This is a genomic window from Salinigranum sp. (genome assembly GCF_041641895.1).
In the GTDB taxonomy this organism is placed as follows: Archaea; Halobacteriota; Halobacteria; order Halobacteriales; family Haloferacaceae; genus Salinigranum.
The window spans coordinates 17,043-42,189 of sequence record NZ_JBEPXO010000015.1; the positions used below are offsets into that span (position 1 = coordinate 17,043).

The 25,147-nt window shown below is 68.8% G+C and carries 23 protein-coding genes and 1 tRNA gene; 12 read left to right on the forward strand and 12 right to left on the reverse strand.

Annotation, left to right across the window (positions count from 1 at the left end; all coding sequences use genetic code 11):
* Window positions 1-5 precede the first annotated feature (5 nt).
* Window positions 6-1,136, reverse strand: a complete 1,131-nt coding sequence (locus tag ACESK5_RS04980) for a thiamine ABC transporter substrate binding subunit (RefSeq protein WP_372910446.1) — start codon at window positions 1,134-1,136, stop codon at window positions 6-8.
* A 113-nt stretch (window positions 1,137-1,249) separates the two neighbouring features.
* On the opposite strand from ACESK5_RS04980, the gene ACESK5_RS04985 reads away from it, so the two are divergent.
* Window positions 1,250-2,257 (forward strand): AI-2E family transporter, encoded by a 1,008-nt coding sequence (locus ACESK5_RS04985; RefSeq protein ID WP_372910447.1) that lies wholly within the window; start codon window positions 1,250-1,252, stop codon window positions 2,255-2,257.
* A gap of 60 nt (window positions 2,258-2,317) precedes the next feature.
* Here ACESK5_RS04985 and ACESK5_RS04990 read toward each other — a convergent pair whose 3' ends face one another.
* Window positions 2,318-3,115, reverse strand: a complete 798-nt coding sequence (locus tag ACESK5_RS04990; protein ID WP_372910448.1) for a sulfurtransferase — start codon at window positions 3,113-3,115, stop codon at window positions 2,318-2,320.
* Between the two features lie 261 nt (window positions 3,116-3,376).
* Between ACESK5_RS04990 and ACESK5_RS04995 the strand changes: the two genes are divergently transcribed.
* Together ACESK5_RS04995 and ACESK5_RS05000 are read left to right on the forward strand one after the other, a co-directional pair.
* Window positions 3,377-4,237, forward strand: coding sequence for a sulfurtransferase (locus tag ACESK5_RS04995; RefSeq protein WP_372910449.1), 861 nt, complete (start codon window positions 3,377-3,379; stop codon window positions 4,235-4,237).
* A gap of 259 nt (window positions 4,238-4,496) precedes the next feature.
* Window positions 4,497-4,994 carry a hypothetical protein gene (locus ACESK5_RS05000; RefSeq protein WP_372910450.1) on the forward strand — a complete coding sequence of 166 codons (498 nt, stop codon included), beginning with the start codon at window positions 4,497-4,499 and terminating at the stop codon, window positions 4,992-4,994.
* A 31-nt stretch (window positions 4,995-5,025) separates the two neighbouring features.
* Here the strand turns inward: ACESK5_RS05000 and ACESK5_RS05005 are convergent, their stop codons facing one another.
* Window positions 5,026-6,774, reverse strand: a complete 1,749-nt coding sequence (locus ACESK5_RS05005; RefSeq protein WP_372910451.1) for a stage II sporulation protein M — start codon at window positions 6,772-6,774, stop codon at window positions 5,026-5,028.
* 305 nt (window positions 6,775-7,079) lie between these two features.
* On the opposite strand from ACESK5_RS05005, the gene ACESK5_RS05010 reads away from it, so the two are divergent.
* The 3 genes from ACESK5_RS05010 (at window position 7,080) to ACESK5_RS05020 (ending at window position 11,537) form a co-directional block, all read left to right on the forward strand.
* On the forward strand, window positions 7,080-7,739 hold the full coding sequence (locus ACESK5_RS05010; RefSeq protein ID WP_372910452.1) for a hypothetical protein: 660 nt from the start codon (window positions 7,080-7,082) through the stop codon (window positions 7,737-7,739).
* Between the two features lie 268 nt (window positions 7,740-8,007).
* The gene (locus ACESK5_RS05015) at window positions 8,008-10,800 is read left to right on the forward strand and encodes an STT3 domain-containing protein (RefSeq protein ID WP_372910453.1); all 2,793 of its coding nucleotides are present in this window, start codon (window positions 8,008-8,010) and stop codon (window positions 10,798-10,800) included.
* A 134-nt stretch (window positions 10,801-10,934) separates the two neighbouring features.
* Window positions 10,935-11,537, forward strand: coding sequence for a transcription antitermination protein (locus ACESK5_RS05020; protein WP_372910454.1), 603 nt, complete (start codon window positions 10,935-10,937; stop codon window positions 11,535-11,537).
* Between the two features lie 306 nt (window positions 11,538-11,843).
* Here the strand turns inward: ACESK5_RS05020 and ACESK5_RS05025 are convergent, their stop codons facing one another.
* The gene (locus ACESK5_RS05025) at window positions 11,844-12,113 is read right to left on the reverse strand and encodes a hypothetical protein (protein WP_372910455.1); all 270 of its coding nucleotides are present in this window, start codon (window positions 12,111-12,113) and stop codon (window positions 11,844-11,846) included.
* A gap of 118 nt (window positions 12,114-12,231) precedes the next feature.
* On the opposite strand from ACESK5_RS05025, the gene uvrB reads away from it, so the two are divergent.
* The 5 genes from uvrB (at window position 12,232) to ACESK5_RS05050 (ending at window position 18,264) form a co-directional block, all read left to right on the forward strand.
* Window positions 12,232-14,280, forward strand: coding sequence for an excinuclease ABC subunit UvrB (gene uvrB / locus ACESK5_RS05030; protein ID WP_372910456.1), 2,049 nt, complete (start codon window positions 12,232-12,234; stop codon window positions 14,278-14,280).
* A 75-nt stretch (window positions 14,281-14,355) separates the two neighbouring features.
* The gene (locus tag ACESK5_RS05035; protein WP_372910457.1) at window positions 14,356-14,757 is read left to right on the forward strand and encodes an NUDIX hydrolase; all 402 of its coding nucleotides are present in this window, start codon (window positions 14,356-14,358) and stop codon (window positions 14,755-14,757) included.
* Between the two features lie 361 nt (window positions 14,758-15,118).
* Window positions 15,119-16,204, forward strand: a complete 1,086-nt coding sequence (locus tag ACESK5_RS05040) for a sulfite exporter TauE/SafE family protein (RefSeq protein WP_372910458.1) — start codon at window positions 15,119-15,121, stop codon at window positions 16,202-16,204.
* Window position 16,205: 1 nt separating this feature from the next.
* A complete protein-coding gene (locus tag ACESK5_RS05045) occupies window positions 16,206-16,652 on the forward strand; it encodes a universal stress protein (RefSeq protein ID WP_372910459.1) in 447 nt (148 codons plus the stop codon).
* 427 nt (window positions 16,653-17,079) lie between these two features.
* Window positions 17,080-18,264, forward strand: a complete 1,185-nt coding sequence (locus tag ACESK5_RS05050) for an aspartate kinase (RefSeq protein ID WP_372910460.1) — start codon at window positions 17,080-17,082, stop codon at window positions 18,262-18,264.
* Window positions 18,265-18,331: 67 nt separating this feature from the next.
* On the opposite strand, the gene ACESK5_RS05055 is transcribed toward ACESK5_RS05050, so the two are convergent.
* Both ACESK5_RS05055 and ACESK5_RS05060 read right to left on the reverse strand, forming a co-directional pair.
* Window positions 18,332-18,991, reverse strand: a complete 660-nt coding sequence (locus ACESK5_RS05055; RefSeq protein ID WP_372910461.1) for a metallophosphoesterase — start codon at window positions 18,989-18,991, stop codon at window positions 18,332-18,334.
* Window positions 18,992-19,036: 45 nt separating this feature from the next.
* Complete coding sequence (locus ACESK5_RS05060; protein WP_372910462.1) at window positions 19,037-19,615, reverse strand: IMP cyclohydrolase; 579 nt, start codon at window positions 19,613-19,615, stop codon at window positions 19,037-19,039.
* Window positions 19,616-19,767: 152 nt separating this feature from the next.
* On the opposite strand from ACESK5_RS05060, the gene ACESK5_RS05065 reads away from it, so the two are divergent.
* Window positions 19,768-19,840 (forward strand) — tRNA-Gln (locus tag ACESK5_RS05065).
* 30 nt (window positions 19,841-19,870) lie between these two features.
* Here ACESK5_RS05065 and ACESK5_RS05070 read toward each other — a convergent pair.
* From ACESK5_RS05070 to ACESK5_RS05095, 6 genes are all read right to left on the reverse strand, one after another.
* Window positions 19,871-20,110: a hypothetical protein gene (locus ACESK5_RS05070; protein WP_372910463.1), complete on the reverse strand. Its 240-nt coding sequence runs from the start codon at window positions 20,108-20,110 to the stop codon at window positions 19,871-19,873.
* 237 nt (window positions 20,111-20,347) lie between these two features.
* On the reverse strand, window positions 20,348-21,286 hold the full coding sequence (locus ACESK5_RS05075) for an ArsR family transcriptional regulator (RefSeq protein WP_372910464.1): 939 nt from the start codon (window positions 21,284-21,286) through the stop codon (window positions 20,348-20,350).
* Between the two features lie 64 nt (window positions 21,287-21,350).
* Entirely contained in the window at window positions 21,351-21,533 is a 183-nt protein-coding gene (locus ACESK5_RS05080) for a hypothetical protein (protein ID WP_372910465.1), read from the reverse strand.
* Window positions 21,534-21,585: 52 nt separating this feature from the next.
* Complete coding sequence (locus ACESK5_RS05085; RefSeq protein WP_372910466.1) at window positions 21,586-21,966, reverse strand: hypothetical protein; 381 nt, start codon at window positions 21,964-21,966, stop codon at window positions 21,586-21,588.
* 151 nt (window positions 21,967-22,117) lie between these two features.
* Complete coding sequence (gene cgi121, locus ACESK5_RS05090; RefSeq protein ID WP_372910467.1) at window positions 22,118-22,621, reverse strand: KEOPS complex subunit Cgi121; 504 nt, start codon at window positions 22,619-22,621, stop codon at window positions 22,118-22,120.
* Window positions 22,618-25,092 carry an ATP-dependent DNA helicase gene (locus ACESK5_RS05095; RefSeq protein WP_372910468.1) on the reverse strand — a complete coding sequence of 825 codons (2,475 nt, stop codon included), beginning with the start codon at window positions 25,090-25,092 and terminating at the stop codon, window positions 22,618-22,620. The genes cgi121 and ACESK5_RS05095 overlap by 4 nt, the downstream gene beginning before the upstream one ends.
* Between the last annotated feature and the right edge of the window lie 55 nt (window positions 25,093-25,147).

Genomic DNA, 25,147 nt, shown 5'->3' on the forward strand with positions numbered 1-25,147 from the left:
CACCGTCACTTGCTGGCGAACGCTCTGGCCCACGCGTCGGTCCACTCACCGAGCGAACCCTTCAGTTCGTCGTACGTGAAGGTGACGGCCTCCGGTGGCTCGTGGGCGTACTCCGCGAATTCCGCGGGGAGTTCCGCGGTAGTAGTTGCCGGGAACTGGACATTCCGCACTGCGATTTCCGCCTGAACCTCCGGCGTGAGCACGAAGTCCATGAACTCGTTCACCCGCTCCGTCCGGTCGCTTCCGGCGAACCGCGCCATCCCCTCGGGGTTCGCGTAGCCCTGGTCGTTCAGGAACCTGATCTGGTGTTCGGCCATCGGTTCGTCGTACCGGTTGGCGTACACCTGGTCCGTCGAGTACGACACCACCATCGGTGCCTCCCCGTTCGAGTAGGCGTTGTACGCGTCCTCCCAGTTGCCGAGGACCCGGACGTCGTTCTCCTTCAGACCCTCCCAGTAGTCGAGGTAGCCCTCTTCGCCCTTCGCCGCGACGGTGTGGAGGAGGAACGCCTGCCCCGTCGCGCTCGATGTGGGGTTCTGGACGATGAGTTCGCCCGCGTGCTCCGACTCTAAGAGCCCGTCGAACGTCTCCGGTGCGGTGGTCTCTTCCTCGTTCCAGACGAGACAGATGTAGCCGGTGTCGTACGGCACGGCCCGCCCCTTCGGGTCGAACTCCAGCGACGACTTCACCTCCTCCCGTCGCGAGAGCGCCCCCTCCTCGACGGGGGCGAAGAGCGGCTCGGAGAGCTTCTCGTCGATGCGGATGAGCATGTTCGTGTCGAGGCCGACGTAGGCGTCGGCGTCGATCACCGCCCCGCCCAGTTGCCGCTCGATGAAGTAGTTCAGCCCGTTCTCGGGCGTCTCCCAGGTGAGTGTGGCGTCGAACTCCGACTCGTACTGCTCTTTCAGCCACGGCCCCGGCGAGGAACTCGGCGCGTCGACGAACGAACTGTACGTCGCGACCACCAGTTCCGCGGGCGCCGACGAACCGACCGTCGTCCCGTTCGCCGCCGTCGGCGTGTCGGTCGAGGCGTCTGTCGACCCGCCGCTCTGGTCGGTCCCGCCACCGAGACAGCCCGCGACGAGTGCCGCCGTCCCGCTCGCGCCTGCGGTTCGCAGGAACGTTCGTCGTCTCATAACTGAGTAATCACACCGAGTAGTCTTAACCTCCGCGACACGGTCATCACGGGTACGGCTACTCCGAGAGCCGGGTGAGACGGATTTAACTCCGTCACGCGTGGAGGACGCACGTGGCGCTTCCACGACGGTACGTGCTCGGCGGTCTCCTGGTCGTCCTGGGTGTCGTCGCCGCCGCGCTGCTCTCCGACGTCATCGGGACGGTGTTCTTCGCTGTCACCGTCGCCTACCTGCTGGTCCCGGTGCGCGAGGAACTGGTCGGTCACGGCATCGACGACCGCCTGGCTACCGTCGTGGTCACGTTCGCCGCGCTCGTCGGCGTCCTCGCCGTCGTCGCGCCGCTCGTTCTCCTCACTGCGAGCCGACTCACCGAGACGCTCGCGCTGCTGTCGACGCTCCCCGCGACGTACGAAGTCGCGTTTCTCGGTCGTGCGTTCACCGTTCAGGTCGCCGACCTCCGCGCGTCGATGGTCGGTATCGTCCGCGACGTCGGTCGGCAACTCCTCGTCTCACTACCCGTCCTCCTGGTGAAGTTTACGCTGTTCGTCTTCCTCGTCTACTCGCTCCTCCAGCGGAGCGAGGCAGTCGCCCAGTCGCTGCTCGCCGTCGTCCCGCCGACATACCGCCGGGTGGCGAAGGCGCTCAACCGTCGTGCGCGGAACACCCTGTTCGGCATCTATATCCTCCAGGCCGCGACGGCTCTCGGGACGTTCTTCATCGCCCTGCCAGTGTTCTTCTTCCTCGGGTACGACTCGGTCGTCGCGCTGTCGACCGTCGCGGCTGTCCTCCAGTTCATCCCCATCGTCGGGCCGAGCGTCCTCCTCCTGGTCGTCGCGGTCATCCACGTCGCGGCCGGACAGCTCCCCCAGGCGCTCTTGCTCCTCGCTGTCGGCGGGTTCTTCATCGCCTGGCTCCCCGACATCCTCATCCGCCCGCGCCTCTCGAAGCGCGCGGCGGACCTCTCGGGCGGCGTCTACTTCATCGGCTTCGTCGGCGGCCTCCTCTCGATGGGTGCGATTGGTATCATCGCCGGGCCGCTCGTCGTCGCACTCGTCGTCGAGGCGGCGAGCATCCTCTCGGCCGAACTCAACGATGTGCCGGTCGAGGACGCGCAGGAGTGACCGGTCGACGAGCGCGAGCGCGACCGGTCGGGGACGCGCGGGAGCGACGCTCCGGACGACTCAGGCCGACTCCAGCGGCGCGCCCCGCGCCTCCCACTCCGTCAGCGACCCCTCGTAGAACATGACGTCCTCGTAGCCGAGGTGTCGGAGCACGACGTACGTGTGGCTGATGCGTCGAGCGGTGTTGCAGTACAGGAGGACTCGGCGTTCGGGGGTGACGCCGTGGTCGGCGAGGATGGCTTCCAGTTCCGCGTCGGGCTTCAGCCCTCGCGAGTCGTCGTCGACGAGTTCGCGCCAGTCGAGTTGGACCGCGCCGGGGAGGTGGCCCGCCTCCCACTCGTGCGGTTCGCGCGTGTCGAGCACCGCGACGTCGTCGTCCTTGAGCGCGGCCTGAACGGTCTCGAAGTCGACGAACGGCGAGTCGTCGGCTCCCCTCGCGACGTACTCGGTGGCCTCCCTCTCGCGCTCTCCGCGTTCGACCTCGTGGTCCCGGCTCCAGGCACTGAAGTCCCCGTCGAGGAGGTGGACGTCCTCGTGGCCGTAGGCGAGCGCGGTGACGAGAAAACGTGCCGCGAAGACGCCGTGGGTGTCGTCGTAGACGACGAGGATGTCGTCGGACGCGACGCCCGCCTCGCTCAGCACCTGTTCCCACGCGTCGACTCCGGGGAGCATCCCTTCCGTGGGGTCGCCACCGCGTTCGACGGCGTGTTCTTCGGCCCGAAAGGTGTCGAAGGGGACGTTCACCGCCCCGGGGACGTGGCCGATGCCGTCGAACTCCCAGGTGTCGCGGACGTCGACGACCCGCACCTCGTCCAGATGGTCGGCCAACCACTCGGTGGAGACCACGATGTCTGTCATGCGTGGGGCTAATCGGTCACGGCCCTTAGCAGTCGTGACTACGCCCGCCCCGCCCGGGTGTCAGAGATATCGGCAACTATCGCTGGTAGCGACGCCGGTCGCTCCGGCCGCTCTCCCGTCGTACTGTCGTGGTTCTGGTACAGCCCCGGGGGACGGCGGTGTCCGCCGAGAGAACCCGTCAGATTTGCCTCTTCGGCGGATGGCTGGCCGTCTCTGCCGTTGGTGTGGCAGTTATGGGGCTGGCTTTCGTACACGTACGCGATGTCAGACACAGAGTACGCGAAGGACGTCCTCGTCTCCGCCGACTGGGTAGCGAACCACCTCGAGGACTTCCAGAGCGACGACCCCGAGTACCGACTCGTCGAAGTCGACGTCGACACCGAAGCGTACGACGAGGCGCACGCCCCCGGCGCCATCGGCTTCAACTGGGAGACGCAACTGCAGGACCAGACGACCCGTGACATCCTCTCAAAGGAGGACTTCGCCGACCTCCTCGGCAGTCACGGCATCTCCGACGAGTCGACCGTGGTGCTGTACGGCGACAACTCCAACTGGTTCGCCGCCTACACCTACTGGCAGTTCAAGTACTACGGCCACGACGACGTCCGCCTGCTCGACGGCGGCCGCGACTACTGGCTCGACAACGACTACCCGACGACGGACGAAGTCCCTGACTTCCCGGCCGTCGAGTACACCGCCCGTGGCCCGTTCGAGGACATCCGCGCCTACCGCGACGACGTCGAGACGGCCATCGACCGCGGCATCCCGCTGGTCGACGTCCGCTCGCCCGAGGAGTTCTCCGGCGAGATTCTCGCCCCCCCGGGACTGCAGGAGACCGCCCAGCGCGGTGGCCACATCCCCGGCGCGAGGAACATCTCGTGGGCCGCCGTGACGAACGACGACGGGACGTTCAAGAGCCGCGACGAACTCGAAGCGCTCTACGAGGAGGAAGGCATCACGGGTGACAACTCGGTCGTCGCCTACTGCCGTATCGGCGAGCGGTCCTCGGTCGCCTGGTTCGCGCTCCACGAACTGCTCGGCTACGACTCGGCCGTCAACTACGACGGGTCGTGGACCGAGTGGGGTAACCTCGTCGGCGCGCCCATCGAGAAGGGCGACTGAGTCGCGCTCCGTCGCTCACTCGACCAATCTGCCCGCCACCGACCAACCTGGCCGTTACCGACTACCCCTCCGCAATCAATCGATTCTTCGCGACCAGTATCGTTCAGTTAATCCTGATTTTCCCTCGGTACTCCACGTCTGTCTGACTGTAATGAATACCATACTTAAATTTATACAAGATGTTCTTCTCGTCGGTAATGTACCGCACACGCTCCGTCCTACCACAGATTCCCACCGGTCGCTCTCTCGGGTGCGACCGATGAGCACCGGTCGCGGCCAGCTGTCGACGACCATCACCGCCGCGCTCGCGCTGAGTATCGTCCTCAGCGCCCTCCTCGCCGGGGTGGTCACACAGACCGGGACGACGACCGACTTCAACCTGAACGAGAACTCGAACGACGAGGTGCCGACCCCGGAGCCGGGTGACCAGCGGGCGATCAGTTTCGCCGCACTCTGCGTCGTCGATGGGGACGTCGACGAGAGCGACGTCGTGGACGTCACGTTCTCGAACCCCAAGCCGGGCGAACCGGGCGAGTTCCTGACCGCGTCGTTCAACACGACCGTCCCGGTCGACTACGTGGTCCTCAAATACTCGACGACCGCCGAGGAGTTCGTCTTCGCCTCCGGTGGCGTGACCAGCGGGTCGGTGACGGTCGGCGAGGGGACCGAGGTCACCCGGCCGGCCAACGACCCGTGCCGACCCGGTGACGCGGGTGTGAAGAAGGAGGTCGACGGCGGCGTGTTCGAGGAGGTCTGAGTCCGTCGCGTGAGACGTGCCGACGGACGCGCTACAGCACCGCGGCCGCCACCTGCGGGGTGACGAACGCCTCGACGAAGCCGGCGACGACGAACACGACGAGCAGGCCGACGACCAGCCGCCACGTCCGTTCCAGTTCGTCGGCGAGCGCCGCGTTCGGGCGCGTCCCCCGCCACACGTCCCACGCGACGTGGCCGAGTCGGAGGCCGACGCCGCCGGCGACGGCGATAGCCGGCAGTTCGACGACGCCGTGCGGACCGACGAACGCGGCGAACACCAGCGGGTCGACGACGCCCGCGACGGCCCCGACGAGCACCCCGTTGAACAGGAGCGTCCCGAGGGTGGGAAGCCCGCCGAACAGTCCGGAGAACCCGGCCGTGGTCGCCACGAACCAGTTGTTGACCGCGATGTTGACGAACGGACCGACCGGGACGAGTCCGAACACCGACCCGGGATCGGCTGGCGGGTCGATTCTGACCTCCGACCCGGCCGTCACCGTCCACCCGCCGGCGACTCCCGCGAGGAGCGTCACCGCCGAGACGACGACGTAGCCCCACCCCTCCCGAAGGAACGTTCCCAGTTCGCGCAGTCCGTCCGTCAGCGCCCCGCGGACGGCCGCCACGACGCCCCCGGTTCCCGCCGGTGACGCGCTCTCCGCCTCCGTTCCCGTCGTCTCCACGTCTGCCTCTCCTGCTCGGTCCGCTCGCTCCGCCCCCGTCTCGGACTCCATCGTCGTCCCCTCGCCGAACACGAACCCGGACTCGTCGGCCGTCCCGGCCGCGACCCGGTCGTCACTCGACCCGGTCTCCCGTCGCGTCGTCGACTCCGTCGCCGCGCCGCGCTGCTCGCCGGCCTCGCTCGTCTCGTCGGCGTCCGTCCAGTCGGCGTACAACGACACCGCGACGGCGTCGAGCAGCGGCGCCACGACGAAGGCGGAGGCGACGGTGACCAGACGACCGACGCCGGCGATTCCGAGGAGGCCCGCCGCGACGCCGAGGGCCACGTAGCTCCCCACGACCACGACGCCGTACACGAGGAACCCGACGGGGTGGGCGAACGGCACGCCGACGCTCCGCCGCACGGCGCTCGCGAGGCCGCGGCCGTCGACGACGACGGCCGGACCGGCGAACGCCAGCAGCACGACGACGGCGACGACGGCGAGGAGGGTGACGAGCGCTCCGACGAGCGTCGCCAGCACGGCGACGGCGGCCCCCTGGTCGAGTGCCGCGGGGTCGGAGACCGACCCGAGGGTCGCCACGCCACCGACGACGGCTGCCAGGAAAGGAACCCCGGCGACGAGGAAGAGCACCCACCGGAGGAGAACGAGTCCCGCGAACGTCTTCCACCGGCGCATTCCCGCGACGCCCGCGGCGAGTGGGTCGTCCTCTCGGAGTGCCGCGTCGACGGCCGACAGCGCCGCCGCTCGCGTCACCCCGCTGGCGAGGACGCTCACGACGACGGCGAGGACCACGGCGAGACCGAGCGGGACGACCACCGACGGCGAGAAGAGCACGTCTGCGAGGCGCTGACCGGCCGCCGCGGGGAGGCCGGTTGGACTGTCCGGCCGGAGCAGTTCGGGGTTCACCGCCGCGAGTTCGTCGAGGAGCGGACCGAGACGGCCCGTCGACGCCAGAGCGACGAACGCGACGGCTAGCCCGACCAGCAGCGGGAGACGCGTCACGTCGGCCGTCGCGGCGGCGAGCGCGTAGTACGGGAGGACGGAACTGGTCCGTCGCCGCAGGATGCGACCGGCGGACCGGAGGGCATCGTCGACTGACACGTCGTCACCGTTCTGGTGCCACCGGCGTATCTCTTCCCCCGCCCGCCCGTCGTCGGACGGGGAGTCTCCCGCCGCCGTCGTTAGGACGTGCTTCATCTCTCCGCAGGCTATCGGTTCCGGCGGCAGGAGCCACGGTCGCTCGGTGGCTGGTCGCCCCGAGCGCGAGCCCCGGTCGTCCCTCGCCGAAGTCCAGCGTTAACGTTCAGGGATCCGTGAGACTGTTGTGTGTAACTATACTGAATCGTGGACAATTCTCCCGCGGAGATGACTATCAGTCCACCCAATCCGCCCCGAGGTGCGTTCGCGTGAGCGACCGCCGCGGGCAGGTCAGTGCGCTCCTCGCGTCGACGCTCCTCGTGAGCGCCTTCGTGGGCGTCGGCGTCGTCGCCGCGTTCACCGACGCGGGCGTGCTCATCGACACGAACCTGAACAGTACCGGGAACGAGGGCGACGCCGTCGCCGGACCGGACTTCCTCGCGGTCTGTCCCGTCTCACTCGACGTCGACCCCGACGAATTCGACCCCGAGTCCGTGCTCCCGCCGGGTGAGCAGCCGCTCGACCGACCGCTCGAACGCTACCTGTTCCCGACCGACCCGCGGGTACTCCCGACCGGCACCGTCCAGTGGGTGACCACGTTCCCCGGTGAGTACTTCGTCGTCCTCGGCTCCGGCGACACGCTCGAACAGTTCGCCCTGTTCGACGGTCCCGGTGCCGAGCGTATCGAGGCCGGTGAGGGGACCATCCTCACGGGACTCTCCGCCGAGCAGGCCTGTGGTCCCAACGGTTTCGGCGTGACGTACGACTTCGACTCCGAGACGTACGGTGTGCTCCTCCCGGAGACGCTCCCGCCCGAAATCGTCGAACAACTCCCTGACGGCGTCGACCTCGAAGACCTCGAACTCGACGACTTCGATTCCGTCGAGGAGTTCCTCGAGTACGTCGAGGAACTCGGAATCGTCGCCTGAGCCCCGATACGGCACCGAACGCTCCCCTCTCGACTCCCTCTCTCGCCCCCGACCAGCACTCGCGCCGACTCCCGGTTCGACCGTGCCTGGATTCAGTTCTCTCCGCCCATCCCCGGTTCGCCCGCCGTCCGGTCTCACCGGCGCTGACTGCCAGGCACTCGATTCGGTCCCGTTCCGACACGTCGACGCAGGGTAAGCACTCCCTATCGCGTCGCTGTCGACGTTAGTGACTGACGACTTATTCCCCACCGGGGGGTGTATCCGAGTGATGCAGGACACGTCCGCTTCGATTCCCTCCGGCGCACGCGGACGGGTCGGAGTCGCGCTCTCGCACGTCCGTGCCCGCCCGGTCGTGGTGAGCCTCGCGGCCGTCCTCCTGGTCGCCCTGCTGGCGCGGTCGTACATCTACGGTGCCGTCTTCCGTGACGACGCAGTCGTCCTCCTCGCCAACGACCCGTACTACTACCGCTTCGTCGTCGAACGACACGTCGCGAGCGCCGGCGGCGACGTCGGTTCGCTCCTCCGGTACGAAGAGCGCGACCCGTTCCTCGTCGTCGCGCTCGCGCTGTGTGTCGCCCTCCTCGGCGGTGTCGAGCGCGCCCCGGTCGTCCTCGCGTGGTATCCGGTCGTCGTCGGCGTCGCCACCGTCGCGCTCGTCTACGTGCTCGCCCGCCTCGTCTCGTCGTCGCGGCTCGTCGGGGTGGTCGCCGCCGTCGCGCTGGCACTCACGCCCGCACACGTCGTCAGAACGGCGCTCGGGTTCTCCGACCACCACGCCGCGGACTTCCTCTGGCTCGTCGTCGGCGCGACGCTCCTCCTCCTGCTCTGGCGGACCGCCTCGTCGCGACGACGGTTCGGCCTCGCCGCGGCGCTCGCCGTCGTCCTCGCCGTCCAGGTGTCGTCGTGGGAGGCAGGCGTCATGCTCGTCCTCCCCGCGGCGCTGGCCGTCGTGTTCGGCTCGGCGCTCGACGTCACCGCCGGCCGACACCCCCGGGCGGGACTCGTCGCCGCGGGGTCGTTCGTCGGCGCGGCGCTCCTCGTCGCGGCCGCCTCCGCGCTCCTCGGCTGGCAGACCGCCGGCGTCGTCCTCGCGCTCTCCCTGCTGGCAGTCTGCGTCGCGCTGAGCGTCGTCGCTCTCGCCGCCCTCGCCGCTGTCGACGGCGTCGGCCGCTCCACACGACTGTCGCTCGGTGTGGGTGCAGTCCCCGTCGTCGTCGGACTCGTCGTCGCCGTCGCGGCCGTCGACGAACGGTTCGCCCCCGTCCGGTCGCTCTTCGCCGCTGGAGCCGCCTTCCTCGACGGAACCCGAGGGACCGGAATCGCCGAGACCGTCTCGCTCGTCGGCGGGCCGCTCGGTCCTCTCACGGGTCCGCTCTCGCTGTTCGGCCTGCTGTTGTTCGTCGCGCTCCCGTCGCTCGTGGCCACCTCGGTCGGGGCGCTCCGGCGTCGCCACGTCGAGAGCGCCGTCGTCGTCACGTACGCGTGGTACTTCCTCGCGTCGGCGCTCGTCCAGCGCCGGTTCGCCGGCGAACTCTCGCCGTTCGTCGCTGTCTTCGTGGGGGTGGCGCTCGTCGCACTCGCCCGCCGCGCGGGCGTCCTTCCGACGTCGGGCACCGTCGCCACCACTGATGCCGACGCCGACACTGACACCGACATCGCCGCCACCACTGCCACTGACACTGACGCCAGCGCCGGCGCTCTCGCGGCAGTCTCCCGTGCGGCCCGCCGCTACGGCCCGACGGCCTTCTCGGTCCTCGTGGCTCTCCTCGTCGTCACGAGTTCCGGCGTGCTCGCGGTCAAACTCAACCAGTCGGTCGTCACCGACGCCGAGTACGACGCGGCCACGGCCATCCGCACGTACGCCGTCGACCACGACCTCTCGTACCCCCGGAGCTACGTCCTCAGTCCGCTCGGGACCAATCGGCTGCTCAACTACGAGGTGAACGCCGACAGCGTCCCCGAACTCTCCTACCGCTACGCCGAGGCGCACTACGCGACGTTCGCACACAGCGACTCACCGGAACGACAGTACTGGCGGCACCACGACCGGGTGGGGTTCGTCGTCACGACGGCCGACGGCGGCGCCGCTTCGTCCGCCTCGACCTGGGTTCGGCTCCACCAGCGCCTCGGGAGTCGCGGCGGCGGGGTCGAGGGGACCGGTCACTACCGACTCGTCTACGCCAGCGCGGACGGCTCGGTCCGGGCGTTCGCGCTCGTCCCCGGCGCCGTCGTCGTCGGCCGGGCCGACCCGGGCGCGCGCGTCTCGCTCTCCCTGCCCGTCACCGTCGGCGAGCAGTCGTTCGTCTACGCCCGCGAGACGACGACCACCGACGTGGGCTGGTACGCCATCACCGTCCCGTACCCCGGCACCTACGTCGTCGACGGCCGAGCGGTCACCGTCTCCGAGCGGGACGTCCTCGACGGCCGGTTCGTCCCGTCCGCGGGTCGCTCCTCGGCGAACGCCCACTGGTCGTTCGACGCGGGTCGGGGCGACGTCGCGTTCGACCCCGTCGGCGGCTTCCACGGCCGCGTCCTCGGCCCGGCGTGGACCGACGACGGCCTCTCGTTCGGCGGGACCGGGCGCGTCGTCGTCCCCGCGGGACCGACACCGACCACGGAGACGGGGCTGGCGCTCACAGTCCGCTTCGCGGGCGTCGAGGACCTCGGCCGGGAGTCACCCGAACCCGCCCGGTTCCAGCGCGTCGTCTCCACCGCGCCCGCCAGTCGGTACACGACGACCGCGGGCTACCAGGTCGGCCTCGTCGACGGCCGCATCGTCGGCGCCATCGGCGACGGCGACGGAGCGGCCGACGTCCGCGGACCCGCAGTCGACGACGGCGCGGCCCACACGGTGAGTCTCCTGTGGGACGGCCGGACGGTCCGACTCGTCGTCGACGGCATGGTCGTCGACGAAGCGCCCTACACGGGTGACGTCACTCCGACGGAGACGCTCGTCGTCGGCGGCACCACCGACGACCGGTACCCCTTCCGTGGCGTCGTCACGGACGTCCGGCTCGACCTGGTCCGCGCGAGCACACCGCCCGAGGGCCACGCGCCGTGAGCACCGGAGGCACGACCCGTGTGTCTCGAGAGCCACGACCCGTGTGTCCCGAGAGTCACGAGAGCCGACCCGAACGACCGGGACGCTCGCCCGCTGTCGACGCTTTCTAACGCCACGGCGTCGTACCCCCGCGCATGGACGCACAGGAGTTCACCGAGGCCGTTCGGGACGCCCACGAGACGCCGCTGTCGCGACTGGGTTCCTCGAAGTGGGTGTACGCGCTCACCGGCGGCGAGATGGAAGGCGACGCCGTCGAGGCCGCGTGGGCCGCCGAGGTGAGCGCCGCGCGCGAGACGTTCGAGGCGTGGGTCGACAGCGAGGCGAACGAGACGGCCGCGGACGCGTTCGCCGACGCCGCCGCGTTCGCCGCGGCCCACGGCGGTGACGGCGAGTCGGAGCCGTCGCCCGCGTACGAGGCGCTCGACTCGCTCGACGGGACGGCCGCCCGCGCAGGCGGCTTCCTCGCGTGGACGCTCGTCGCGGAGAAGACGCTCGCACAGATGGTCGGCTTCTTCGTCGGCGACGCGGACCCGTCGACGGCGAACACCTTCCGCGAGCGCAAGAGCGAGGTGCAGGAGCGACAGGAGACGGCCCGGTCCGTCCTCGACGAGGTCTGTACGGACGACGACGCGTGGGCGGACGCCCGCACCGGCGCCGACGACGTCGTCGAGGCGGCGTACGCCGACTACGTGGAGACGCTGGAGTCGATGGGTATCAAGCCGAAGAACGTCTGCTGACCCGGGCGGCACCGCACGCCGACCCCCTTCGTTTCTACTGGAACCGTCGCGGACACACGGGTCCGGTTCCTCGCGGCTCTCGCGAGCCGCCGTCCGTCACTCTCTGCGAGAAATCACCGACGAGAACGGACGAAGCGCGCATTTGATCGCTCCGCTCCCGCTCCGACGGGGTGGGAGTGCATCAGACGTTCCACACGAAATAAAGGGGTTTCCCCGCCGCGGGCGAACACGCAAACCGACGGCCGCCCGGGGCGCCGGGGGCGGCACGCGGGAGGCGACGTCCGTCTCCGACGACCGGCCGACGCCTCAGACGCCCGCGACGCCTTCCCGGTACTCTTTGAGCTTGTCCCGGGCCGCGACGACGTGGTCGTGGAGGGCCCCGTCGGTCTCGCCGGCGATTTCGTACAGCGTGTTCATGTGCCGGTCCAGGCGGCCGTGGTCGGGTCCCTCCTCTCGCGAGGCGAGCGTCGCGACCTGGTTCGAGTGGTCGTACAGTCGCTGCTGTAAGTCGCCCTCGGCCAGTTCGCTCGCCTTCCGTAACTCCTCGCTCGCGGCCTCGAGTGCTGGACGTGACATGGCTGGTCGTACTCCATCGGGGAGCAAAACCGTTGGCCCCGCGGGACGGGTCGCCGGCACCTGTGACGCCGCGGCGACGGCCGAGCGAGCCAAGTGCGTCCGTCCCCTACCGCTCGACGTGACAGACAGCCCGCTCTCCGTGGACCGCCCCGAGGCCGACGTGCCGTTCCGCGTCGACGCGCCGTTCGAGCCTGCGGGCGACCAGCCGGACGCCATCGAGACGCTCGCTCGCGGGTTCGAAGCGGGGATGCAGCGACAGACCCTGCTCGGCGTCACCGGCTCCGGCAAGACCAACACCGTCTCGTGGGTGGTCGAGGAGATACAGAAACCCACGCTCGTCATCGCCCACAACAAGACGCTCGCCGCCCAGCTGTACGAGGAGTTTCGGAACCTGTTCCCGGACAACGCCGTCGAGTACTTCGTCTCGTACTACGACTACTACCAGCCCGAGGCGTACATCGAGCAGACGGACACGTACATCGACAAGGACATGTCGATAAACGAGGAGATAGACCGCCTGCGCCACTCGGCGACGCGGTCACTCCTCACCCGCGACGACGTCATCGTCGTCGCCTCGGTGTCGGCCATCTACGGCCTCGGTGACCCCCGCACGTACGAGGACATGGCGCTCCGACTGGAAGTGGGGGACGAACTCGACCGTGACGACCTGCTCCGACGGCTGGTGGACCTCAACTACGAGCGCAACGACGTCGACTTCCAGCAGGGCACCTTTCGAGTAAGAGGCGACACCGTCGAGGTGTTCCCGATGTACGGCCGTCACGCGGTCCGCGTCGAGTTCTGGGGCGACGAGGTAGACCGCATGGCGAAACTCGACCCCCTCACCGGCGAGGTGGTCTCCGCGGAACCGGCGGTGCTAGTCCACCCCGCAGAGCACTACTCCATCCCCGAACAGACGCTGGAGCAGGCCATCGACGAGATCGAACAACTGATGGACGAACGAGTGCGGTACTTCGAGCGACAGGGTGACCTCGTCGCCGCCCAGCGCATCGAGGAACGGACCACGTTCGACATCGAGATGCTCCAGGAGACGGGCTACTGCTCCGGCATCGAGAACTACTCCGTCCACCTCTCGGACCGCGAGTCGGGCGACCCGCCGTACACCCTGCTGGACTACTTCCCCGACGACTTTCTCACCGTCGTCGACGAGTCCCACCAGACCCTCCCGCAGATCAAGGGGCAGTTCGCGGGCGACAAGTCGCGGAAGGACTCGCTCGTCGAGAACGGCTTCAGGCTCCCGACGGCGTACGACAACCGCCCGCTGACGTTCGAGGAGTTCGAGGAGAAGACGGCCAAGACGCTGTACGTCTCCGCGACGCCCGGCGACTACGAACGCGAGCACTCAGAACAGGTCGCCGAACAGATCGTCCGTCCCACCCACCTGGTCGACCCCGCGGTCGAAATCGCGCCCGCGACGGGACAGGTCGACGACCTCCTGGAGCGGGTGTCGGCGCTCCCGGACGACGAACGGGCGCTCGTCACCACGCTCACGAAACGGATGGCCGAGGACCTCACCGAGTACCTCGAGGAGTCGGGCGTCGACGTCGAGTACATGCACGACGAGACCGACACCCTGGAGCGTCACGAGATCATCCGCTCGCTCAGACTGGGCGAAATCGACGTCCTCGTCGGCATCAACCTCCTCCGCGAGGGCCTGGACATCCCCGAAGTCTCACTGGTTGCCATCCTCGACGCCGACCAGGAGGGCTTCCTCCGCTCGGAGGCGACGCTGATCCAGACGATGGGCCGCGCGGCGAGGAACGTCAACGGGACCGTCGTCCTCTACGCCGACTCCCCGTCGAACGCGATGGAGTCGGCCATCGAGGAGACGCGGCGTCGCCGCGAGATACAACAGGCGTTCAACGAGGAACACGGCTACACGCCCGAGACGATCCAGAAGGCGGTCGGCGAGACGAACCTGCCCGGCTCGAAGACGGACACTGGCGGCGTCTCCCGGGAGACGCCGGCCGACTCCGACGAGGCCCGGGCACAGATCGAGGAGCTCGAAGAACGCATGGACGAGGCCGCGAGCAACCTCGAGTTCGAACTCGCCGCGGACATCCGCGACCGGATCCGGGAGTTGCGACGTGAGTACGACCTGGACCGCGAGGACGACGGCGTCGCACCCGAACTCGACCCGGAGTTCTGACCCGTGCCCGGACGCGACGAGTCACCGCCAGCGTCGTCCTCGTCCTCGTCTCAGTCCTCCTCGACGGCGACACCGATGGTCTTCGCGGCGGGCGGGTTGCTGTGGCGTACCGACGCGGCGGGACGAGACGAGCCCCGACTCGCGGTCGTCCACCGTCCCCGGTACGACGACTGGAGCCTCCCGAAGGGGAAACTCGAACCGGGCGAACTCCTCCCCGAGACTGCGGTGCGAGAGGTCGAAGAGGAGACCGGCTTCGCGGTGCGGCGCGAGGGGTTCGCCGGACGCTACCAGTACGAGGTGGCCGCCGGACCGAAGTCGGTGTTCGTCTGGCGGATGCACGCGGTCGCCGACCGGGGCCGACCGGACGACGAGGTGGACGAACTCGCGTGGCTCCGAGTCGACGAGGCCCTCGACCGCCTGACGTACGCGCTCGAACGGGACCTGCTCCGCCGGGCGACGACCGGGAGTCGCCACTGAGACGCGGACCCTGTGGACCGGGAGCGACCCGCCGTCTTCGGTAGACCTCCCATCCCCTTTCGTGGTTCTAGTTCGCACGCCGTCGGGGAATCTCAAGCTTTTCAAACACCGACTCCATACGAGGCGCCACGATGATTCGAGCTGCCACGAGCGGAGGCACTAGCGCTCACCGTCACTTCACGCCGGCGACGGGAGGGATCACCTGAACATGTTCCGGGCCCCGTCCGTACCGACCACCCCGAGCACCCACCGTTCTCACGCGTCTGCATCCGCGGTCCCCACTCCAGTCGCTTCCGTCGTCGCGTCGTCACTGCGTCTCACGACTGTCACTCTCGCCGACAACTGACCGTACACAACGCCAATGTCTGACACCTCGTACACCCGTGTCCAGAAGTCGTTCCTGAAGTACCAGCACGTGTTCGTCCTCATCGCGCCCGTGCTGTTCGTCACCTCCGTCTACTTCGCGGCGCCGACGCCCGCGGACGCCGGCCTCGACTACTGGCTCGAGTTCTGGTGGCTCCTCCCGGTGTTCATGCTGGGAGCGACCATCGTCAACACCGTCGGCATCAGCGGTTCGGCGCTGTTCGTCCCGTTCCTCATCTTCATCTTCCCGCTGTTCGCCCAGCCACTGACGCCACAGACCATCGTCAAGGTGGGGCTCATCAGCGAAGCGTTCGGGCTGTCGAGTTCGGCGGTGGCGTTCGTCCAGTACGGCCTCGTCGACCGTCGACTCGCGCTGTCGCTCGTCGCCGGCGCGGTGCCGTTCGTCGTCGGCGGTGCCCTGCTCTCGTTCGTCATCCCCGAGGTGCTGTTCCACTCGCTGCTCGGCGTCGCACTCCTCGCGGCGTCGTACCTGCTGTTCACGGCCGACCTGGGACACGGCGACCACGACGAGTCGGCCGCCGACTCGACGACGGCCGCCGACGGTGGCACGGTCGACCTCCCGGACGACCCCGGCAAACTCGGCCCGGCGGGCGTCCGCACCGACGACGACGGGACCGTCACGCGGGTCGACCGCAGCGGCGACGACTACTCGTACACCCGCTCGGGCTACCTGCGGCGGTTCGGCAACTACAGCATCGGCGGCACGTTCCAGGGACTGGCCGGCTTCGGCGTCGGTGAACTCGGCATCGTCTCGATGCTCGGGACGAAGGTCCCCGTCAGAGTCGCCATCGGTACGAACCACATCGTCGTCGCGCTCACCGCCATCCTGGCGTCGCTCGTCCACGTCTTCGGCGGCGGTCTCGTCGGCGGGCACTCGCTCAGCCTCGCGACGACGCCGTGGAACATGGTCGTCTTCACCGTCCCCGCCACCGTCGTCGGCGGGCAGATCGCACCCTACGTGTCGAACGCGCTGGAGACGGACACGATCAAGAACTTCGTCGGCGGCCTCTTCGCCGTCATCTCCGTCGCGCTGTTCCTCATGGCGCTGGGAGGTGTCCTCTGAGATGTCCGGGGACGGCTACGACCGAATCCTCCTCCCGACCGACGGGAGCGAGGCGACGCTGGCCGCCGTCGAGGAGGCCGGTCGGGTCGCGGCGCTCTCCGACGCGACGGTCTACGTCCTCTCCGTCGCCGACACGCGGAACCGGTTCGAGAGCCCCACCGCCGGCCTCGCGGCCGACGCCTGGGAGCAGGCGGAACACGAGCGTGCGGAGGCCGCCATCGACGCCGCCGTCGACGCGCTCCCGGACGACGTTCCGACCGAACGGGCCATCCGCGAGGGGATTCCGAAGACGGAGGTCCTCGCGGCCGTCGAGGAGGCCGACGCCGACCTGGTCGTGATGGGGACGCACGGACGGACGGGGCTCGACCACTACCTCATCGGGAGCGTCACCGAACGCGTCGTCCGGAACTCGCCGGTGCCGGTGCTCACGGTTCGCGCCGAGGAGTGAGGTGCAACCGCGCGCTGCGTCGCCTCCGAACGGTGTTCTCCGAGCGATTCGGTCGGTTCGACGAACTCGATCAGGGCCGCCCGTCACCGACGCGCATCTCGACGTAGCGCCGCGGCCACGTCGTGAAGTGGTCGCGCAGGCGACCAAGAAGCCGGGACAGCGGTGCGACGTCTGACTCTCGACCACCTTTCGGTGCCGGGACTGAACCGCGTTCGTGACTCATCGGTCTGGTACTAGTTCGCTGACGGTCTTTCATAAACGTTGGTGGTGGAATACGAACCGGGACACACCGCGACCGGTTCGGGGTCGTTCGCCCGGCCGCAGCCACCGATTTGGACACAGTTATACCGAACCCTGTGTTAGTCGCCGCCATGTTTGACCAGCGTCTTCCCGACCGTCCGCCGCAGCGACCGATGGAGGCCCGACCGTGCGCGTAGTCGCGAAGTTCGGGGGTACCTCCCTCGGGAGCGGCGACCGGATCAACCGGGCCGCGGACTCCGTCGCGGCGGCCGTCGAACAGGGACACGAGATCGCCGTCGTGGCCAGCGCCATGGGGTCGACGACCGACGACCTCCTCGACGAGATCAGGTTCGACGCCGACGACCGCGACCGCGCGGAAATCGTCTCGATGGGCGAGCGCACCTCTGTCCGGATGCTGAAGGCGGCCCTCTCCGCCCGCGGCGTCGAGGCGAAGTTCCTCGAACCCGGCAGCGACGAGTGGCCGGTCATCACCGACGAGTACGGCGAAGTCGACGTCGCGGAGACGACGGAGCGCGCTGCGAAACTCGCCGCCGAACTCGACGACGTCGTGCCCGTCATCACCGGCTTCCTCGCACAGACCATCGACGGCACCGTCACCACCCTCGGACGGGGTGGCTCCGACACGACTGCCGTCATGATGGGCAAGTACATGGACGCCGACGAGGTGGTCATCGTCACCGACGTCGAGGGCGTCATGACGGGCGACCCCCACGTCGTCGAAGGGGCGCGGAACGTCGGGCGCATCACCGTCGACGAACTCCGGAACCTCTCGTTCCGCGGGGCCGAAGTGGTCGCGCCCTCGGCGCTGTCGTACAAGGACGCCGACCTCAACGTCCGCGTCGTTCACTACCAGCACGGCGACCTGTTGACGGGCGGGACGCTCATCGAGGGCGAGTTCCAGAACCTCATCGACATGGAGGACGACCCGCTGGCGTGCATCACCATCGCCGGGCGGGCTATCCGTAACCGTCCGGGCATCCTCGCCGAACTCGCACAGGCGCTCCGCGAGGCCGACGTCAACATCGACTCCGTCGCCAGCGGGATGGACTCAATCACGTTCTACGTGGGCGAGGACGACGCCGAACTCGCCGAGACGGTCCTCCACGAACGGGTCGTCTCCGACGAGACGCTCTCTTCTGTGACTGTGGAGGACGACATCGCCGTCGTCCGCGTCACGGGCGGCGAACTCCCGAACCGACCGGGCATCATCCTCGACATCGTCCAGCCCATCTCCGACGGCGGCATCAACATCCACGACCTCATCACCAGTGCGACGTCCGTCGCCATCTTCGTCGCCTGGGACGACCGCGAGGACACCCTCCGCATCATCCAAGAAGAGTTCCAGGGCTGACCGCTCTCCTCGTTCCCGACTCTACTTCGCGACTCGACCGTTCCACTTCGCGACTCGACCGTTCCAGCTACCGCCCCTCGTACAGGCGCTGTCCCAGCCGCGCCGGGAGCCCCGCCTCCTCGATGGCGGCCACGACCCGGTCGACGTCGTACGTCACCCGGTGTTCTTCGACCGTCCTGTCGTCTAGGTCGACCACGGCGTAGGCGGCGTCGGGGTCGCCGTCGCGTGGCTGGCCGACGCTCCCCGGGTTGACGAGCACCCCCTCCTCGAAGACGGCGTGGTGCTGGACGTGCGTGTGCCCTAACACGAGCAGGTCCTCGCCGCCGAGCATCCCCGGCGCGAAGTCGGCGGGGTAGGTGTACCGGTCGGGGTCGCCGGGGTGGCCGTGGACGACCTTCACCCGGTCGTCGAAGAGCGTCCGCTCGTCGGGAAGCGACGCTAGCCACGCGAGGGCGTCGTCGTCGAGGTGTTCGCGGGCGTACTCGACGCCCGCCTGTGCCATGCTGTTGAACGCGAAGGGGGTCGACGAGGCGACTGCCCGGTCGTGGTTCCCCATCACCGTCGGGACGTCCCGGTCGCGAACCGCCGCGACACACTCGGCGGGCCAGGGATTGTAGCCGACGACGTCGCCGGCACAGAGCAGGTGGTCGACGGCTGGCATGTCGTCGAGGACGGCGTCCAGTGCGACCCGATTCCCGTGGACGTCCGAGATTAGTCCGAGGCGCATGCCCGAGACGTGGCCCGCCGGCCGTTTATACTGTCGGCCGTCGAATCAGTCGTCGCCGTTCTCGACGGCGGTCTGGACTCCCGCCTCGGTCACCCGCGCGGCCGCCGCACACACCGGATGCTCGAAGTCGAGGTCGTACACCTCGTGGGCGGCCTCCGCGGCCGTCTCCGCGTCGAACGTGAACGTCTCGGGGGTGTTCTTCTCGTACGTCGCGACGAGCGTCGGTTCGTCGACCTCCCGGACGAGGAGCGCGTCGCGCCGGACGGTGCCGACGACTGCCGTCTCGGCGCCGACCACGCCGGCGACGCGGGGGGTGTCGTAGTCGTCCTTCTCGAAGTCGAGCGCCAGGAGCGAGAGCGCCAGCGCGTCGCGCGCGGGGTAGCCCATCTCGACCTTCTCGGCGACGGGGTCGACGTGCGACCCGTTGCCGAGGACGACGCCGTCCCCGGCCTCGCGGAGGCAGTTGTACGAGACGTACGGGTTGTCGGTCGCCTCCGCGTCAGCGGTCGGACCGACGGTCAGCGTCCCGTCGCGCTCGACGACGTGCCGGTTCGGGAACGACCGCGACGAGACACGGTACGCACCCAGGCCGGGACCGACGACGACGAATCGCCCGATGTACATGCACGACAGTGGTCATCTCGGGCTGAAGTAGGTGACGGTGTATGCACGTTCTTCTGACGTTCGCCCGTCCAGCCGTCGCCAGCGTGGGAGACGATTCCACCCCCGAAATGAAGCGACAGCGTTTTGTTCCGGCCTTTCGTTCTTCCGAGTGCAGTCCCATGGGGTAGTGGCCAATCCTGTTGCCTTCTGGGGGCAACGACCCAGGTTCGAATCCTGGTGGGACTACTTCTCTCGACGTGTTCTCGCGTCCCGGAGTCACTCGGCCAGTTCGAACCCTTCCGCCTCGACGATTTCGCGCATCGTTCGAGTGACGTTCCCCTCCTCGGACGCGTGTGCGGTACGGACGTCGTCGACCTGTGCCGTCACCTCCAGTAACCCGTCGTCGTTCTCACGGAAGAACGTGATGCGGTGTATCCCCGCCGGTCCCCAGACGTCGAGGCGGTAACAGTCGAACCCCGTCTCCTCGCCGGGAATCTTTCGCCAGTCGTGTCCCATGTCCCGTGGACGACGACCGGCCGACTAAACGCTGTTCCCCTCACGGACGTGCGGCGCTCTCGGCCGCCACCTCCGCTCTCTCCCCTCGTTTCCCCTCCATCTCACCGCCGCGTTCGTCTCCCCTCCGACCGTCGACGCCCTCTCCCCCGTTCCGTGAGAGTCGCGTGGAAGAGAAAAACACTCGCCGTACCGAATTACTGTACGCTATCCAACCACTTCGCGGAGCGACGGGGAGGTTCACGCGTGTTCGACCGACAGCACGTCGAGAGCGGCGTCGAGTTCGACGACGATTGCCTCCCCGTCGACCGGGATACGCACCTCGAACCTGTACGGGTCGGTGTCGACCACATCCTGAGTGATGTCGCGAACGAACCGGGCGTTCTCGCCTGTGAGTTTGCGGAACGGGATGGTCTCGTCGAGGCCGTGTTCGTGGTAGAACGCGATGACGGCCGGGTGGTTGAGCGCGGCGAACCACATCGCGGAGGCGCGCCGGTACTTGCAGTGGTCACACTCGTAGACGGCCCACACCTCGTAGCGGGTGTCGCACTGCGGACACAACGTTCTCTCCCCAGCGTGGTGGTCCGCGCAGACGTCGTACGACAGGTGCACCTGTCCCGCACACTCGGGACAGACGCCTTTCATCATCGGCGATATCTTCGAGTCGTAGAGGACGTGAGCGGCGTCGACCGCTTCCTCGCGAGTCCGGCCGGCCAGTCCCGCCGGCGGGAACCCGTAGTGCATGTACGTCCCCGGCGGGAACTCCCGCCCGACGACTCCCTCACACGCGGCGCACCGGACGGAGATGTGTTCGTCTTCGTAGGCCATCTCCACGGCCCCGCCACAGTACACGCAGTGTTCGTCGAGTTCGTCCGTGGGGAGCGAGCGCCGTTCGGTGATGGTCCCGGCGAGCACCGCCCGGACGACCTGTTCGCCGGCGAACCGCAGGACGTACCCGTCGTCTGTCTTCTCGACGAAGTGGTCGGCGAGTTTGCCGAGGTGGTAGCTGAAGTTCCCCGTGTCGTCGGGGGCGGCGTCCCGTCTGAGGGTGGCGAACGGGACGGGGTCGCTCGCGCGCCACAGCGCTACCAGCGTCTCGACTCGCGTCTCGTTCCCGAGGACGGCGAACGCGTCGGCCGCGGAGGCCCCGCCGTCGTCTCTCGGGTCGGACTGTTCCATACAGACGACAGTGTCACGAGGGACAAGTAACCCCCGTGCGAATCGCAGCCATCCGCGCGGCGACTCAGACGACCGACGGCTCCGTCTCGTCGTCGTCGAACCCCGCCTCGTCGATGACGGCGTGGAGGTTCGAGTAGGGGATGAACGCGACGGTTTCGTCGTCCTCGTCGTAGAGGTCGATACCGTACTCGGTCCGCTCGTAGTGGGCGCACTCCAGTTGTCCTTCGGGGAACAGGACCCGGTACATACCTCCGACTTGGCCCGTCAACGAGTTGAATGTTCCGTGGCACGCCCCTCGCTCAGGCCAGTCGCCGCCGGAGCGCCCACGTGTACTCCGTCCGGACGAGGTAGTCGTCGACGCGCTCTTCGCGCATCTCGCCGCTCGAGTACACCCGGTCGCGGTCGTACGCGATGGCGTGTCTCGGCACCGGGAGCCACGAGGTGAAGCAGACGGCCAGTCCGACGGGCGTCCGCCCGCGGGCGAGCGCCCACGACGCCGCGACGAGCGCGTAGTCCTCGCAGTCGCCGGTCTCCGTGGTTCTCGTCTGCGCCGGGGACTGCGCGACGTCGAACCAGCCGTTCCACTCGTCCTCCCGCCACTCGTACCGGTCGGTCCACGCCTCGAAGTCGAACGCTCCCCACCCCGCCCCCCGCCCCACGTACCGCCGTGGTGCGACCACTACCCACGGGGTCCACCGCCGGGCGGCCGACCACAGCCTTCGAAGACACATCCTTACCGAGAGGCGCTCCAGCGACCAGAACGTGTCGGTTCGGAGAACACCTCCTCGCGCGGATGTGTCGGAATCTGCAGACGAAACGAAGGGGGTCAGCTCACTTCTCGACGTCGAGGAGCGCGACTCGCTCGAGGACGACGTCCTCGACGGTGCCCGCGACGGCGGCGAGTTCCCGGTCACCGACGTCGAAGTACGCGCGGACCCGTTCCTCGTCGAACGCCCCGAGCGTCTCCTCGGGTGCCAGTTCCGCCCTGACGGCGGCGGCGGCCTCCCGCTCCGCTGCCGCGTCCCCCCCCTCCGCGTCGACGAGGACGACGACCGGGTGGGTGCCGACGGAGACGCCGAGGGTGAGCGCCTGGTCGATCTGTCGCCGCCCGGCCGCGTAGAGGAGTATCTCGACGCCCCGGTCGCGGGCGACGTTCTCGCCCCGCTCGAGCGCGCGGTCGGCGAGTTCGACGGCCCGTTCGAGGTGTGCGCGCGAGACGACGTACCGCGCGTCGAACGCCTGGACCGTCACGCCGTGCGCCGCTCCGACCTCGCCCAGTCGGCTCACGAACGCGTCGACGTCGGCGATGTCGGCGATGCCCTCGACGAGTCTCATCCGAAATCACCCAGACTCGCCTGGTCGCTCTCCGCGTCGCGGCGGTCGTCGCTCACGGACTCCGCCACCGACGCCTCCTCGTCTTCGGCCGCCGCCCGCGCCGACTCGTCGACCGAGACGACGTCCATCGACGGGTCCTGCCGCCCGACGTTCTCGAGGATGGACTCGGCGGTCTTCCGCCGTCCGCGGAGTGCGCCCAGCACCACCGACTTGTCCGCCTCGCGCAGGTCCGCACGGGTCTCGATACCGGCCTCGTACAGCCGTCGCGCGCGCTTCCGGCCGACGTTCCGCACTCCCGCGAGGTCGAGCAGTTCGTCGCGGACGCCGTACTCGACGCGCTTCTTCGCCTCGCGCACCGCGACGGCGTCGAAGCCGCTGTCGCCGGCGATTCGCTCGGCCGCCCCGAGGAGCCACGTCGCCGTCTCGACCTTCCCCCTGACGTCGCCCGGGCCGACGCCGTACCGCTCGGTGATGCGGTCCTCGTCCACCTCGTTCGCCCAGTCTTCGAGCAGGCGAGCCGTCTTCAGCGCCGACAGCCACGACTCGAACTGCGTGTCGCTGTACTCCGAGGGGGTCCGTCCCAGCAGTTCGGCCTCCCGCTCGTAACACTCCTCGGTGTAGCGCTCTCTGTCGCCCGACTTCAGGTAGAGTTCGTACATGTCGGGGGTACGCGAGACGAGGTGGTAGAGGCCCAGCGGCGTGGGGTAGGTCCGGTCGCGTTTCGCCGTCTCGCCGTCGCCGTCCTCGCTCTCACCCTCGCCCCTGTCGGCGTCGGCGACCAACTCGCTGGCCGTCTGGAAGCCACCGGTCCCGTCTCGGGGCTCCGACGGCGACGTCGCCGTGCCGTCGAGTTTCCGACGCATCTCGGCCTCGTGCTCGTCCCCCCACGCGAGACCGTCGACGATTTCGGCGGCGCTCATCGGGTCGAGGTAGAGACGGGAGACGGTGTGGCCCAGCCCCGTCGCCTTCAGCCGGACGTCGTCGCTCTCGTCGTCACGCTCGCGCGTGAGGAAGTCGTTCCGCTCCAGATAGTCGAGGACGGTGTCGGCCTTCCCGGCGAGGTAGTCGGGGTCGTCGGTCTGTGTCGCGTACAGCGTCCGGTCGAGGAAATCCAGGAGACCCGACCGGGTGTGTGCGAAGCCCGACGCGACGGTGGCGAGGAGGTGAGTTCGAAGCGCCGGTTCGGCGGCGAGTTTCGACTGCACGGCCTCGGGTTCGGCCCAGAGGTACCGCTCGAACAGTTCGTCGCGCGTATCGTAGTCCTTCGCGAGCAGGACCGCCTCGCCGTAGGGGTCGAGGCCGGGCCGGCCCGCGCGGCCCATCATCTGGTGGACTTCCAGGACGTCGAGCGGCTTCATCCCGCCGAACTCCCCGTCGTACCGCTGCCAGTCGCGGACGACGACCCGCCGAGAGGGGGTGTTGACGCCCGCTGCGAGCGTCGGGGTGGCACAGACGCACTTGACGAGTCGCGCGCGGAAGGCGTCCTCGACCAGCGAGCGGTGCTCGGCCGCCAGCCCTGCGTGGTGGAAGGCGGCGCCCTTCCGCACCGCCCGGGCGAGGTCCGTCGACGTCTCCGTGTCGGACACGCTCTCGACCTCGTCGGCGAGGTCGCGGAGGTCGCGTTCCTCCTCGCCGGTGAGGTGTTTCGACGTCACGTCGCCCAGTCGTTTCGCCGCCGCCTCGGCGTTCCGCCGCGAGTTGACGAAGACGAGCGACGACCCCTGCCCGTGGTCGTCGTCCCCCGCGAGCGCGTCGTCGACGAGCGCCGGCGTCTGCCGCTTCCCCTCGACCGGTACCTCGCGCTGGGAGCCGTCCGCGAACGTGATGGCGTTGCCGTAGTGGACTCCCGTGCGGAGGTCGATGGGTCGCCAGTCGGAGTCGACGAGCGCCGCGTCGAGCCACGTGGCGATTTCGCCGGCGTTCCCCACCGTCGCCGAGAGCGCGACGACCTGGAGGCCGGGGTTGATTCGCCGGAGTTTCGCGAGCGTCACCTCCAGCGTGGGGCCGCGGTTCCGGTCGTCGACGAGGTGGACCTCGTCGGCGACGACGCAGGTCAGCTGGTCGATCCACGGCGCGTCGTTCCGAATCAGTGAGTCGACCTTCTCGGACGTGGCGACGATGACGTCGCGGGAGGCCAGCCACTCGCCGCTCGACTCGTAGTTCCCGGTGGAGACACCGACGGTGACGCCCAGTTCCTCCCACCGCTCGAACTCGTCTTTCTTCTCGGAGGCGAGCGCGCGCAGGGGGACGATGTAGAGCGCCTTCCCGCCGCGCTGGACCGCAGCGAGCATCGCGAGTTCGGCGACGAGCGTCTTCCCCGACGCTGTGGGCACCGAGGCGACGACGCTCTCGCCCGTCGTGACGCCCTTCTCCACCGCCTCTGCCTGCGGCGGATACAGCTCCTCGATACCCTCCCGCTGGAGTCGGTCGGCGACCCCCTCGGGCAGGCCGGGGACGTCGTCGGGGTTCATCTGTCGCTCGCTTGGGTCCGTCTCCGGTTTTAGGTTTCGGGTCGCGTGCCGACGT